This window comes from Rheinheimera marina, assembly GCF_042654345.1.
Classification (GTDB): Bacteria; Pseudomonadota; Gammaproteobacteria; order Enterobacterales; family Alteromonadaceae; genus Pararheinheimera; species Pararheinheimera marina.
In genome coordinates, this window is record NZ_JBHSGB010000010.1 from 351,466 (window position 1) to 365,838 (window position 14,373).

Below are 14,373 nucleotides of genomic sequence, written 5' to 3' on the forward strand. Positions count from 1 at the left end.
TGATGAAAATTTTAAATTTTAAAGAGCCGCTGAATTTTATGAAGCTGAAGTGGCCAGCCATGGTGCTGTCGACTCTGCTTATTCTGGGGTCTTTAATCAGTATTGGCACTAAAGGCATTAACTTTGGATTGGATTTCACCGGCGGCATTGTGGTGGAGCTGGGCTTTGAGCAGCAGGCCGATCTGAATAAGATCCGCACTGCGTTGTCTGAGAATGGCTTCCCTGATGCGGTGGTGCAGTACTTTGGCACCACGACAGATGTGATGATCCGTATTACACCACGGGAAGATCAGGCTCAGGTGGGCGCACAAATTCTGCAGGCGGTGCAAACGGTCGAGCAGGGCACCGTCACCCAACGCCGGGTCGATGTGGTCGGTTCGGCTGTGGGGGATGAACTGAAAGAAGACGGGATGCTGGCACTGCTCGCCGCCTTTATCGGTATCATGATGTACGTGGCATTCCGCTTTGAATGGCGTTACTCGGTGGGGGCGGTGATGGCCTTGGTGCATGACGTTATTATCACTTTGGGCATGTTCTCGCTGACCGGTATGGAGTTCGACCTGACGGTACTGGCAGCCTTGCTGGCCTTGGTGGGTTACTCCATCAACGATACCATCGTTGTATTTGACCGTATCCGCGAAATGTTCCGCAAATTAAGGGATACGACAGTGGAAGAAACCGTCAATGATGCGGTGACCTCGACCTTGAGCCGTACTGTGATCACGTCCGGAACCACGGCCTTGTCGCTGGTGGCCTTGTTTTTCCTGGGCGGCCCACTGTTAAAAGGCTTCTCGGCAGCCCTGTTATTCGGTATCGGCATTGGTACCTACTCGTCTATTTTCGTCGCCAGTTCAGTGGCGGTGATCCTGGGGGCAAGCCGTGAAGACTTGCTGCCTGAGGTGATTGAAAAAGAAGGCGAAAATACGCCGTCTTTATAAGAAGAGTGTCAGAGATGAAACCGGGTGTTGGCCCGGTTTCTTTTTTTTGTACCGTCCGCATCTGCTGTCACCCGCTGCCTGCGTTTTCTGCCAAAAGGCCACGATATTTCTCACTGCTCCGACCTGCTGCTTGGCGTTAGTTTAAAAACTTGTTATAACCACTAGTGGCTCGGTGATCCTTCTGTTTGTCCGCGTCGGACGGGTCACTGGTACGATCTGAAAATTTCCTGTACTAAAGTTGCATTGCGCTCTTTAGAATGAGGCACCTTTTCGGCCGGCACCACAGCCATAACTACCAATAAAAAAATCTATAGCCCACAGGGCAACCCTATAAAAAAGCAGGAACCTCTTACCATGTCAGACCTACGCGAACAGGCGCTGAAGTATCACGCCGAGCCCAAGCCGGGCAAAATATCTATTGAGATCAGTAAACCCGCTGAAACGGTGAAAGATCTGGCGCTGGCCTACAGCCCGGGCGTCGCTGAACCGGTGCGGGAAATTGCCGACAACATCGACAATGTGTACAAGTACACCGCCAAAGGTAATCTGGTGGCGGTGATTTCGAACGGCACCGCCATTCTGGGGCTGGGTAACTTAGGGCCTATGGCGTCTAAACCCGTGATGGAAGGCAAAGCCTTATTGTTTAAGCGTTTTGCCGGACTGGACTCCATTGATATTGAAGTCAGCCACAAAACCACCGAAGACTTTATCAATACAGTGGCCAATATTGCCGACACCTTTGGTGGTATTAACCTCGAAGACATCAAGTCGCCGGAATGCTTTGAAATTGAAAAAGAGCTGATCAAACGCTGCAATATTCCGGTGTTCCATGACGACCAGCATGGCACCGCTATTGTCACTGCGGCCGGTTTGCTCAATGCATTGGAAATTCAGGGCAAAGAAATCGGCAAAGTGGTGATTGTCTGTATGGGGGCTGGTGCTGCTGCTATCGCCTGTATGGAGTTGCTGATTAAATGTGGCGCCCGCCGTGAGCATATTTATATGCTCGACACCAAGGGCGTGATCCACACCCGCCGTGATGACTTAAACCAGTACAAAAAGCTGTTTGCCAATAACACGGACAAACGCACGCTGGAAGAGGCGATGGAAGGGGCCGATGTGTTTGTCGGGGTGTCTGGGCCTGATGCTTTACCGCCTGAAGCGGTGAAGCTGATGGCGGATAAGCCGGTGATTTTCGCCTGTTCCAACCCGGACCCTGAGATCAAACCTGAACTGGCACTGGCACAGCGTTCCGACCTGATTGTCGCGACCGGCCGTTCGGATTACCCGAATCAGGTGAACAACGTGCTCTGTTTCCCGTTTATTTTCCGTGGTGCTTTGGATGTGCGGGCCCGGGTTATTAACGATGAGATGAAAATTGCCGCTGTGCATGCCATCCGTTCTATCGCCAAAGAGCCTGTGCCTCAGGCAGTGTTAGATGCGGCGCAGGTCAGTCATCTGGAATTTGGTCCTGGTTATATTATTCCTAAGCCAATGGACCCCCGTTTATTGCAACGGGTGGCCAAAGCGGTGGCGGAAGCGGCGGTGGCCTCAGGTGTGGCGCGCCTGCCGCTGCCTGAGCATTACCTGAAAGGCTAAGCCCTCAAAACAAAACCCGCTTTACAGCGGGTTTTGTTTTTAATCGGTCGTACGTGGTTCAGCAGACTGAATGTTGTTGGTTTATTCTTCGTCTGTTTCAGCTTCCTGAATATCAGGAATTGGTTTACCCATACTGACCAGAATGTCACGGACTTCCGCTGGGATCTGGTGTGGGTTGTCTTTGCGTAAATCTTCATCTGCCGGCAGCGGCTGGCCGGTAAAGGCGTGTAAAAACGCTTCACACAGCAATTCACTGTTGGTGGCGTGCCGCAGGTTGTTTACCTGGCGACGGGTGCGCTCGTCAGTGAGCACTTTCAGTACATTCAGCGGGATCGAAACGGTAATCTTTTTGACCTGTTCAGATTTTTTACCGTGCTCCGCATAAGGGTGAATGTATTCACCATTCCACTTTGCCATAGGGTTACCTTGAAATTATCGATTGAAGAGCGTCAGGCTGTTGCCTGGCGCAAGGTCGCAAATTTTACTTCTTATTGCTGCGCACTACAAACGTTGCACAGTAATTCATCATACAGACGTCTAAATGTTTTGACATCTTATTTTTGGGAGTTATACTTTTGGACGTCTAAACATCTAAAGGTCTTGATATGAGCCAGCGTCATTCAGCAACCATTGCAGCCCGAGCGGGGATAGCGCAAGACCCGGCTTTTGGGGCTGTGACCCCCCCTTTGTACCTGACCTCTACTTACGAATTAAAGGCCTTTAAGCAGCCCGGCCAGTACGACTATTCACGTTCCAATAACCCGACCCGTGATTTATTGGGCGAAACCCTGGCTGAGCTGGAAGGTGGGGCTAAAGGGCTGGTGACCAATACTGGCATGTCAGCCTGTTTACTGGCGCTGCAGCTGATAGGTCCGGATGATACGCTGGTGATCCCGCATGATTGTTACGGTGGCAGCTACCGGTTGTTTTTTAACCTGGCCAGCCGCAAGCGAGCGTTCAAGCTGAAAGTGGTCAATTTTCAGCTGGAGCAGTGGGCCGAGGAAGTGCGCGCGGCTAAGCCGGCGATGATTTGGCTGGAAACGCCAAGTAATCCATTACTGCAAATTACCGACATTCAGGCGGTGGTGGCTCTGGCGAAAGAATTCAGTGCCAAAGTGGTGGTAGACAACACTTTCTTATCGCCAGTGCTGCAAAAGCCGCTGGATTTAGGCGCAGATATTGTGGTGCACAGCACCACCAAATTTATTAATGGCCACAGCGACATTATTGGTGGTGCGCTGATTGCCAAAGAACAAAGTGTTGGTGATGAGCTGAAATGGTGGGCGAACTGCCTGGGCGTGACCGCAGGTGCATTCGATTCCTATCAGACATTACGTGGCCTGCGTACCTTGTTACCCCGCATCAAACAACACCAGCATAACGCCGCTTTGGTGGTGGATTATCTGCAGCAGCAACCGCTGGTCAATAAGGTGTATTACCCTGGGTTACCAGACCATCCAGGTCACGCCATTGCCAAAGCGCAGCAATTTGGTTTTGGCTCCATGCTGAGTTTTGATTTGGCCGCCGACGAGGCGCTATTGCCGGTGTTTTTCAGCGCACTGAAGTGCTTCACGCTGGCGCAGTCATTAGGCGGTATTGAAAGCCTGATTTGCCACCCAGGCAGCATGACACATGCCTCATTGGATGCCGCCACCCAAAAAGCTGCGGGCATAGGCCCGACCTTAATCCGCCTGTCTGTGGGGATTGAAGATGCCGCAGAGCTGATTGCCGATCTGGCGCAAGGTTTTGCTGCAGTGCAGCAACAGTCTGATCCGACTGCTCAGGCGTCAGCAGCTGCAGCGCAAGGCGGGCAAAGTACAGCGGGCTCTGACGCCCAGTTTCGATTAAACCCGGCCTTCACGGCATTATGGTGAGTTTATGAGTTTGGTAGTCCATAAATTTGGTGGCAGCAGCCTGGCAAGCGCAGAGCGTTTTGCTGCTGTGGCGGATATTTTGCAAAAAGAACCCACCGCCTGGGTGGTGGTGTCGGCCCCTGGCGATACCACAGATGAATTGTTAGCGCTGGCGGAGCTTCGTGAGCAACCAGAATGCTTTCGTACGCAATTAAGCGAACTGCAGCAAAAACTGCATTTGTTGGCCCGGCGCACGCTGAAGCAGCCTGAGGCTTTACTGCAGTTAGTCGACAGCTGGATTGCCGAGATAGCAGGCTTTCTGGCGGCACAGCAGCTGAATGATGTGCTGGCGATTGGAGAGCGTTTCTCCAGTCAGCTGCTTGCAGCATTGCTGAACGAACGTGGTCTGCGCAGTCAGGCACTGGACGCCCGTGATTTTCTGCGTCTGGATGCTGCCGTGGTGGACTGGCATTTGTCTGCACAATTGCTGGAGCCGTTAAAGCAGCCTGGTTTGAATGTGGTGACTGGCTATATAGCCCGTACTATTCAAGGCCAGAGCATTACGCTGGGCCGCAATGGCAGCGACTATTCCGCCACTATTTTGGGCCGTTTGCTAAACGCTGAAGCCATTCATATCTGGACAGATGTAGATGCGATTTACAGTGCAGACCCACGCAAAGTGCCGTCTGCCCGCGCTTATAAACAAGTGCCATGGCAGCAGGCGTTAACCCTGGCGGCCTTAGGCAACCCGGTGTTGCATGCCAAAACTTTAAGTCCGCTGCTGGATGCACCGGCCGATTTGGTGGTGCGCAGCAGTTTTAATCCAGAGCATCCGGGCTGCAAAGTTAGCCAGCAAAGTGCCATTGAAGTGCAGTTTTTAACCGATATTCAGCAGGCTGCGCTGGTCAGTCTGCCAGCCAATTGCCTACTGAATGCCCATGAGGTTGCGGCACAGCTGCAGCAACCAGTGATAGCGGCACCGGGTCAGGCGCAGCAGTGGTTAGTACCGGCTGCTGCTGTGGATCCGCTGTTAAGTTTACTGGCCAGTCAGCAGGTGTACGCCCGGGTCAGCCCGCAGTTGTATCACCTGGTGGCCTGGGTAAAACCGGCTGCCCGCCGACAAAAGCAGGTCAGTACTCAAGCGCAGCACTGGTTGCAGCGTCAGGCGCCTGCGGCGGTATTTAATGATGAGCAACTGGCGGTCTGGTTATTTGAACAACCGCTGAGCTCACTGGAGCTGACAGAATTGCATCAGGCCTTGTTACCCTCCGTGGTGCAATTGAACCTGGTGGTGGCAGGTACCGGTAATGTCGGGTCTGAATTTTTGCAGCTGCTCGAGCGCCAGCAGCAGGCGCTGGCCGGGCAGATTGAACTGAATCTGGCCGGTTTATTAAATTCACGCCAGGCGCTGTTTGCTGAAAGCCTGAGCCTGGATAACTGGGCAGAACAATTGCAGCGGGCGCCACTTTACACCGAACAAAGCCTGCAACTGGCGTTGCAAGAGCTGGCCGAGCCGAAAGTATTAATTGACCTGACACCCAGCCGCGCTTTTGCCGAGCGTTATCCGCAGTTTATTCAGGCCGGCTTTGATCTGATCAGCGCCAACAAACAAGGTGTGACCTTGCCGCTAGCGCAGTTCCAGCAGATCAAACAACTGGCGGCCCAGCAGCAAGTGCAGTGGCTGAGCAACACCACAGTTGGGGCTGGTCTGCCGGTGCAACGTTTGTTGCAGGAGCTGCGCAGCAGTGGCGACACAGTGCATGCGGTCAGCGGTATTTTCTCTGGTACCTTGTCCTGGTTGCTGGCGAAGTTTGATGGTTCGGTGCCGTTTTCTGCATTGCTTAAACAAGCGCAGCAATTAGGCTTTACCGAACCGGACCCGCGCGACGATTTATCCGGCAAAGATGTACAACGTAAACTGCTGGTGTTAGCACGTGAACTGGATTTACCACTGGAACTGGAGCAGATTGCATTGGAGCCGTTATTACCTGCAGCTTTGGCTGAGGGCTCTGTTGAGGCGTTCTGGCAGCAAGCTGAATTACTGGACCTGGCCTTTGCGCCTGTGCTGGCCGATGCGCAGCAACAAGGCAAGGTGCTGCGTTATGTGGCAGAGTTAAGGATAGAGCAAGGGCAGGCGAAGGCGCAGGTCCGTCTGGTGTCCGTAGCGCCTGAGCATCCGCTGGCCGCTATTATTCCTTGCGACAATGTTTTTGTGATTGAAAGTGACTGGTACCAGCAAAACCCGTTGGTGCTCAAAGGCCCTGGTGCGGGTCGTCAGGTGACGGCCGGCGGCGTACATGCCGATTTGGCCCTGTTGGCCAAACAAAAAATAGCCGCGGCCAAAGCCGCTCAACACAGTCAGGCACAGGCCGCAGCCTGGGTAAAGTGAGAATTTTATGTCTTTTGTCAGCGCACAGTATTTAGAGTCGATTAACCGCAACCTGCAGGATGTGCAGGGCAAGGTGAATGTCAGTTTTGAATTTTTTCCGCCAAAGACCGAGCAGCTGGAGCAAACGCTGTGGAAGTCCATTGAGCGGCTGGCGCCGTTGGCGCCGTCCTTTGTCTCTGTGACCTATGGCGCGAATTCAGGCGAACGTGACCGTACTCACGAAATTATTAAATCCATTAAGCAGCGGACCGGGCTGATTGCGGCGCCGCACTTAACCTGTGTTGACGCCAGCCGTGCCGAGCTTGAGGCTATTGCCCGTGACTACTGGAACAATGGTATTCGCCATATTGTGGCCCTGCGCGGTGATTTACCGCCAGGCACCACGGAAAAGCCGGCTTTGTATGCCGCTGATTTGGTAGAAATTCTGCGTTCAGTGGCTGACTTTGATATTTCGGTAGCGGCCTATCCGGAAGTGCATCCGGAATCACCCAATGCGCAATTCGATTTGCTGAATTTAAAACGCAAAGTGGACGCCGGGGCGTCGCGGGCTATTACCCAGTTTTTCTTTGAACCGGAAAAATACCTGCGTTACCGCGACCGCTGCGCTGCGGTCGGCATTGATGTGGAAATTGTGCCGGGCATTTTACCTGTGACCAACTTCAAGCAATTACAGAAGTTTGCCGGCATGACCAATGTGGCTATCCCATCCTGGATGCACAAAGCCTATGAAGGGCTGGAAAAAGACGAAACCACCCGTAATCTGGTGGCAGCCAATATTGCGATGGAAATGGTCAAGGTATTAAGCCGGGAAGGCGTAAACTGCTTCCACTTCTACACCTTAAACCGCAGTGAACTGACCTACGCCATTTGCCATTTATTAGGGGTCCGGCCTGAGGTAGCGGTAGTCTGAATGACTGGGGCTTGGCATACTAAGCACTGAACTGCTTTTTGTGTTGGTATGAGTGATGCAACGTTGTTTTTTCAGTCTGAGTTTTGATGCGGCACAGCAACAGCAGCTGGCCGCCTGCCAGCCCGTCGACCAGTACCCCGAAGCCTTATGGCATCCACCTGCTAATTTACATCTGACCTTGGTATTTTTGGGCCAACAAAGCGAAGAAACCCAGCAGCAGTTGTGGCAGAACGCCTTACCTTTGCTCAACGATACCCCGGCCTTTGAACTCTGTTTTGACCATCTGGCGCAATTTCATCAGGCCAAAGTGCTGTTTTTGGGGCTGCAGACGGAAGTCCCAGCATTAATGACGTTGCAACAACAGCTATCAGCGCTTTGCCAGCCGGTCTTAACCGGTCCTCAGCCGGAACAGTTTCTCCCTCATGTCACCCTGGCCCGCAAAATCCGGCCGGAGTTCAGCTTCCGCCAGCCGGCCGGCCCAGTCCGGCTTCGCTGCACTGAAGTGGGATTTTACCATTCCGTCAGCACAGTCTCCGGTGTGCGCTATCTGTGTAAAGAGCGTCAGACTTTGGTCTAACACCTTGCTCTGAAACAAAAAAATTATCTGTCTGCTCTGTTACACTCAAGCTTTGATTCAGGGAGGGGCTATGTCACATCGTTCTTATCTGTTTTCACTGCGTATTGGTCATGCCCTGCGACAAAGCCTGGCGGAAGGCTACCGGCTCTGGCACCTGAAGCAGGATCTGCTGGCAGGCGTTACAGTGGGCATTATCGCGATACCGCTTGCGATGGCGCTGGCCATTGCCTCTGGGGTTCCACCACAATACGGCTTGTACACTGCGGTGGTGGCTGGTTTTGTCATTGCACTCTGTGGCGGTTCCCGCTTTAGCATCAGCGGCCCTACGGCGGCCTTTGTGGTGGTGCTGTATCCGGTGGCTCAGCACTATGGGCTGGCCGGTTTGTTGCTGGCCACCGTGTTATCGGGCGTACTTTTAGTACTGATGGCAGTGATCCGTTTTGGCCGTTTTATCGAATACATTCCTGAAGCCGTCACTCTGGGTTTCACCTGCGGTATTGCCATTGTGATTGCCACCTTGCAGTTCAATGACCTGTTGGGTCTTGGGCTGGCAGCGATGCCGGAGCATTACCTGGAAAAACTGCAGTTGCTGCTGATGAACCTGCCACAGTGGCACTGGCCATCCTTGTTGGTTGCGCTGACCACATTGGCCGTGATGCTGTACTGGCCTAAGCTGGGTTGGCCTGCGCCTCCGCATTTGCCAGCACTGGCGCTGGCGACTTTTCTGGCCATTGCACTGCAGCAGCTGGGGTTCAGTCTGGACACTATAGGTTCGCGTTTCAGTTATCTGCTTCCTGATGGTTCGACTGGCTTTGGTATTCCGTCAGAGCTGCCTGCCTTGCAGTTGCCCTGGCTGCAGTCTGGGCCGGGCGGACAGCCACTGCAATGGAGCATGCAAATGGCGAAAGACTTGCTGGCCGCAGCCTTTGCGATGGCCATGCTCGGCGCTATTGAATCCCTGTTGTGTGCTGTGGTGCTCGATGGCATGACGGGCAAACGCCACAGTGCCAACAGTGAATTGTTGGGGCAGGGCATCGGCAATCTGGTCACGCCTTTTTTTGGTGGCTTTACAGCCACTGCAGCTATTGCCCGTTCGGCGGCCAATGTGCGTTCTGGTGCTCAGTCTCCGGTCGCAGCTATGGTTCATGCAATCACTGTGTTGTTGGCGTTAGTGCTGCTGGCGCCCGCGCTGGCGTATTTGCCAATGGCTGCAATGGCCGCTTTGTTACTGGTTGTCGCCTGGACTATGAGTGAAGCCCCTAAAGCTGTGCATCTGCTAAAAACAGCGCCGAGTAATGATATCTGGATCTTCAGCATTTGCTGTGGCTGCACTGTGCTGTTTGATATGGTGGTAGCGATTAGTCTGGGCATGGTGATTGCGGCCTTTTTATTCGTTAAACAAGTGGCCGATATGACCCGCGCTGTTGATATCAGCCACAACCGCAAGTTTTTGTCCACGCCTTTACCCGAAGGCTGGAAAGTATTTCGCATCAGTGGCCCGTTATTTTTTGCAGCTGCCGATCGGGTCTTTGGTGAGCTATCACAAAAACTTAAGGGCCAGCAGGGGGCTATTCTGATGATGGATGCGGTGACCTTAATGGACGCCGGTGGCTTGGCGGCTTTCGACAAATTGATCAGTTTGGCGGAAAAACAAAAGGTGCATTTGCTGGTGACGGATTTGCAGTTCCAGCCGCTGCGTACTCTGGCCAAGGCCGGGGTTCTGCCGCTGCCCGGGATCCTGAGTTTTTATTCTGGGCTGGCTGACGCGCTGCAGCAGTTGCCGGGCCTTGCATCTGAACCCGGCTGGCAAAACAGCGGGCAGTAAAAAGGGCTTTTTACTTTAGTCTGTCCGCGACTTGGTCTAAGCTGTCCCCACCCTTGGGTGACTGCAGTCAGGATGTTGAAAATGAATTTTATGACAATAAAAATTCATAAATTCAGCATAAAAATTCTTGAATGTGCATGCTGAACCCTCTACACTGGCCTCACTTTTTCGGGCGTGGCCTTATTTTTTGTTTTAAGTCGCGGAGATTTCGCTGTTTATGACGACTTTATCTGTTTCAGGCAAACTCAAAGCTGCAGTACTGGGTGCGGCAGGTTACAGTGGTGCAGAGCTGGCTGTGATGCTGTCACGCCACCCACATTTTGAACTGAGTTATGCTTTTGCTTCCGCAGGCCGCGCGGCAGAACCTTTTTCTAAACTCTACCCACGTCACCAAGCCGTGGTGGATATTCAGGTAGAACCCTGGACCGATGACAGAGCCGAAACGCTGGACGCCGACGTGGCTTTTCTGGCCTTACCCCATGAAGTCAGTGAGGCGGTTACGCCGTTACTGCTGGCCAAAGGCATTGCTGTATTTGATTTATCCGGCGCCTTCCGTCTGAAAGACCCTGCTTTGTATCCGAAGTATTACGGCTACGAGCATCTGCATACAGATTTGCTGGAGCAAGCAGTGTATTCACTGGTGGAGTGGCTGGATAAGCCGCTGCCACAGCTGGTGTCTGTGCCTGGCTGTTACCCGACAGCCTGTTCGCTGGCTTTGCTGCCAGTGTTAAAAGCCGGTTTGGTTGCGGATGGTTGCATTCCTGTGATTAATGCCACCAGTGGCGTGTCTGGTGCCGGTCGTAAAGCGGCGCTGAATACCTCATTCTGTGAAGTGGGCCTGAATGCCTATGGCTTCTTTAAACACAGACACAGACCTGAGATTGAGCAGAACTTAGGCCGCAAAGTGGTGTTTACCCCGCATTTAGGTAACTTCAAACGCGGCATTCTGGCAACTTCTGTAGTGACGCTAAAAGCTGGTGTGACTGCTGAGCAAGTGAAAGCGGCGTTTGACAGCGCCTATGCCGGTAAGCCGCTGGTACGCCTGGTTAGTCATTCGCCTAATGTCGCCGATGTGGCCGGTACCCCGTTTTGTGATATCCACTGGCAGCAGGATGCTGAGCAACTGGTGATTGTGTCGGCGATTGATAACCTGCTCAAAGGTGCTGCTGCGCAGGCATTGCAAGCCGCTAACCTGAAGTTCGGTTTTGCAGAAACCGCTGGTTTATTCGCCGGGGTGCCGAATGAATAACGTCTATGTACTCAAAATGGGTGGCCGCTTATTGCAAGACCAGGCTGCTCTGGACGCCCTGTTAGCCGTTTGTGCTGAACTTAAGCAAAAACACCCGCTGGTGCTGGTGCATGGCGGCGGCGATCAGGTGGATCAGTGGTTGGCTAAATTTGGCTTTACCACCGAAAAAATTGATGGGCAGCGCGTGTCTCCGGCCGAACAAATGCCGGTGATTACCGGGGCTCTGGACGGCGCCGTAAACGCTGAAATGGTCAGTCGCGCCACACTGGCAGGGTTAAAGCCTGTCGGCTTAAACCTGGCTGCTGGTGGCAGCTTAAGTTTTGACGTCAACACCAGGCTTGGCGCAGTAGGCATTGCTAAACCGAATGATGGCACTCTGGTCAACAGCTTGTTGGCGCAAGGTTTTACGCCGGTATTCAGCTCCATCGGTATTGGCCAGCAAGGCCAGTTACTGAATGTGAACGCCGATATTGCTGCTGCGGCTATTTGTCAGCTGGTGCAGGGACAACTGATTTTATTAACCGACGTGCCAGGCATTCTGGACGCCCAGATGCAACTGATCCCAACCTTAACCGCAGAAGCGGCAGACCAGCTGGTGCAAGCTGGTGTGATTAAAGGCGGTATGAAAGTGAAGTTGGATGCGGCGCTGGAAACTGCGGCAGCCCTGAAACGCACCATTATTGTGGCAGGCTGGCAGGACCCGGACAATTTATTAAAGCTGATGCGCAATGAGCCGGTTGGCACCTGCATTCAGTATTAACAGTAAGGTTCAACAGACGCCGGAGCATTGGGCTCTGGCCTTTAAAAAGGAAAGCGCCTAGCGCATAAAGTGTGATTTATGAGTAAATTGACCCAGCTGCTGTGCTTAGCTGATTTAAGTCAGGAACAGGTGACCCACCTGCTGGATTTAGCCCTCGAAATTAAACGTGACCCAGACCGATTCTCCACTGCCTTAAAAGGCCGCAGCATTGCTCTGCTGTTTGAGAAACCTTCGCTGCGTACCCGTGTCAGCTTCGATGTCGGCATCCACAAACTGGGCGGTCATTCGGTCTATCTGGATCAGCAAAACGGTGCATTGGGCGTGCGGGAATCGGTGGAAGACTTTGGCAGCAACCTCGCCTGCTGGACAGACGCCATAGTGGCCCGGGTTTATTCACAAAAAACATTAGTGCAGCTGGCGCAAAGCAGTAAAAAGCCGGTGATTAACGCCTTAAGTGATTTGTATCACCCCTGTCAGGCGCTGGCCGATTTACTGACGTTAAAAGAGCAGTATGACGACTTGTCTAAAGTGCATCTGGCCTTTGTCGGCGATGGCAATAATGTCTGCCATTCACTGATGTTAGGTGCAGCTATTCTGGGCATGACGTTAACAGTGGTGACGCCGCAGGGCTTTGGCCCGGATGCGCATGTGCTGCTAAAAGCCCAGGCGCTGGCGGAACAAAGCGGTGCCAAGCTGACCTTAAGTCAGCATGTGTCTGCAGCAGCAGGCGCTGACGCCATCTACACTGACACCTGGTTGTCGATGGGCGGCCGGGCGGACCCTGCGCTGATCGAAAAGCTGTTTGCCCCTTATCAGATTAATACGGCCGTGATGCAACGCCTGGCCGTGAAACATTTTATGCACTGCCTGCCAGCTCACCGCGGCCAGGAAGTGACCAGCGAAGTGCTGGACAGCGACTGTTCGCTGGTACTGCAGCAGGCGGAAAACCGCATGCATGCGCAAAACGCGGTGTTAGTCAGTTTATTCAGTTGAGGTTGAAGATGAGTATCAAAAAAGTTGTGCTGGCCTATTCAGGTGGTTTGGATACCTCGGCCATTGTGCCTTGGTTAAAAGAAAACTATGACTGTGAAGTCATTGCTTTTGTGGCCAATGTGGGTCAGGGCGATGAAGAACTGGTCGGTGTGGAAGAAAAAGCCATTAAATCCGGTGCCAGCAGCTGCTACGTGGTGGATCTGCGCGAAGAGCTGATCAAAGAAGTGATTTACCCAACGCTGAAAACAGGCGCTGTATATGAAGGCCAGTACCTGTTAGGTACCTCAATGGCCCGCCCTGTGATTGCCCGTGCCCAGGTGAAACTGGCGCTGGAGCTGGGCGCGGACGCGCTTTGTCACGGCTGTACCGGTAAAGGCAATGACCAGGTTCGTTTTGAGGGCGCCTTTGCTGCGCTGGCTCCGCACTTAAAAGTGATTGCGCCTTGGCGTGAATGGAGCTTCAACTCCCGTCAGTCATTGCTGAACTACCTGGCTGAGAAAAACATTCCTACCACGGCTTCAGCGACCAAAATTTACAGCCGCGATGCCAACTTATGGCACATCTCGCACGAAGGTGGCGAGATTGAAAACCCGTGGAATGAACCGTCTGACCAAATCTGGATGTGGACCAAATCACCAGAGCAGGCGCCGGACAAAGCAGAATATATTCAGCTGAGTTTTGAAAAAGGTGAACTGACGCAATTAAATGGCGAAGCTGTGGATCCGGTCAAAGCCATTGAACAGCTGAACGCCATTGGTTCAGAGCACGGTGTGGGTCGTATCGACATCGTCGAAAACCGTTTAGTGGGCATGAAATCCCGCGGTTGCTATGAAACCCCTGGCGGTACCATTTTAGTGGCGGCCCTGCGTGCGCTGGAATCTTTAGTCTATGACCGTACCTCACTGAAATACCGTGAAGAAGTGGGTCTGGAGTTCGCTCAGCTGGTGTATGACGGCCGCTGGTTCACCCCATTAAAAGATGCCCTGTTAGCGGCGGCGACTTCGCTGGCCGATCAACTGAGCGGTGACATCGTGGTGAAACTGTACAAAGGTAACGTGACGGTGACGCAACGTCGTTCCAGCAACAGCCTGTACTCGGAAGCCTTCGCCACCTTCGAAGGGGACGAAGTGTACAACCAGAAAGATGCAGCCGGTTTTATCCGTCTGTACAGCCTGGCCAGCCGCATCCGTGCCTTAAAAGGCAGTATCGACTAACAGAGGCTTTGTTGTAGTCTGACTGCAGGGCCGGTTTTAGTCCGGCCCTTTTTTATGAATTCTCAG

General features: G+C 53.1%; 12 protein-coding genes. 11 read left to right on the top strand and 1 reads right to left on the bottom strand.

The annotated features are described in order from the left end of the window. Positions 1-2 precede the first annotated feature (2 nt). Both secF and ACFO3I_RS11275 read left to right on the top strand, forming a co-directional pair. On the top strand, positions 3-938 hold the full coding sequence (gene secF, locus ACFO3I_RS11270) for a protein translocase subunit SecF (protein WP_377334087.1): 936 nt from the start codon (positions 3-5) through the stop codon (positions 936-938). Between the two features lie 354 nt (positions 939-1,292). After that, complete coding sequence (locus ACFO3I_RS11275; RefSeq protein WP_377334088.1) at positions 1,293-2,537, top strand: malic enzyme-like NAD(P)-binding protein; 1,245 nt, start codon at positions 1,293-1,295, stop codon at positions 2,535-2,537. 81 nt (positions 2,538-2,618) lie between these two features. Here ACFO3I_RS11275 and metJ read toward each other — a convergent pair whose 3' ends face one another. Beyond that, on the bottom strand, positions 2,619-2,954 hold the full coding sequence (gene metJ, locus ACFO3I_RS11280) for a met regulon transcriptional regulator MetJ (protein ID WP_377334089.1): 336 nt from the start codon (positions 2,952-2,954) through the stop codon (positions 2,619-2,621). 188 nt (positions 2,955-3,142) lie between these two features. On the opposite strand from metJ, the gene metB reads away from it, so the two are divergent. From metB to ACFO3I_RS11325, 9 genes are all read left to right on the top strand, one after another. Continuing rightward, positions 3,143-4,411: a cystathionine gamma-synthase gene (gene metB, locus ACFO3I_RS11285; protein ID WP_377334090.1), complete on the top strand. Its 1,269-nt coding sequence runs from the start codon at positions 3,143-3,145 to the stop codon at positions 4,409-4,411. Positions 4,412-4,415: 4 nt separating this feature from the next. After that, entirely contained in the window at positions 4,416-6,779 is a 2,364-nt protein-coding gene (gene metL, locus ACFO3I_RS11290) for a bifunctional aspartate kinase/homoserine dehydrogenase II (RefSeq protein WP_377334091.1), read from the top strand. A gap of 7 nt (positions 6,780-6,786) precedes the next feature. After that, a complete protein-coding gene (gene metF, locus ACFO3I_RS11295) occupies positions 6,787-7,689 on the top strand; it encodes a methylenetetrahydrofolate reductase (protein ID WP_377334092.1) in 903 nt (300 codons plus the stop codon). 55 nt (positions 7,690-7,744) lie between these two features. Beyond that, the gene (gene thpR, locus ACFO3I_RS11300; protein ID WP_377334093.1) at positions 7,745-8,266 is read left to right on the top strand and encodes an RNA 2',3'-cyclic phosphodiesterase; all 522 of its coding nucleotides are present in this window, start codon (positions 7,745-7,747) and stop codon (positions 8,264-8,266) included. A 70-nt stretch (positions 8,267-8,336) separates the two neighbouring features. Next, a complete protein-coding gene (gene dauA, locus ACFO3I_RS11305) occupies positions 8,337-10,091 on the top strand; it encodes a C4-dicarboxylic acid transporter DauA (RefSeq protein ID WP_377334094.1) in 1,755 nt (584 codons plus the stop codon). Positions 10,092-10,308: 217 nt separating this feature from the next. After that, positions 10,309-11,340 carry an N-acetyl-gamma-glutamyl-phosphate reductase gene (gene argC, locus ACFO3I_RS11310; protein ID WP_377334095.1) on the top strand — a complete coding sequence of 344 codons (1,032 nt, stop codon included), beginning with the start codon at positions 10,309-10,311 and terminating at the stop codon, positions 11,338-11,340. Then, entirely contained in the window at positions 11,333-12,100 is a 768-nt protein-coding gene (gene argB / locus ACFO3I_RS11315; RefSeq protein WP_377334096.1) for an acetylglutamate kinase, read from the top strand. The genes argC and argB overlap by 8 nt, the downstream gene beginning before the upstream one ends. Before the next feature lie 78 nt (positions 12,101-12,178). Then, positions 12,179-13,093 carry an ornithine carbamoyltransferase gene (locus ACFO3I_RS11320; RefSeq protein ID WP_377334097.1) on the top strand — a complete coding sequence of 305 codons (915 nt, stop codon included), beginning with the start codon at positions 12,179-12,181 and terminating at the stop codon, positions 13,091-13,093. 2 nt (positions 13,094-13,095) lie between these two features. Continuing rightward, complete coding sequence (locus ACFO3I_RS11325) at positions 13,096-14,307, top strand: argininosuccinate synthase (protein WP_465269140.1); 1,212 nt, start codon at positions 13,096-13,098, stop codon at positions 14,305-14,307. Positions 14,308-14,373: the final 66 nt, after the last annotated feature.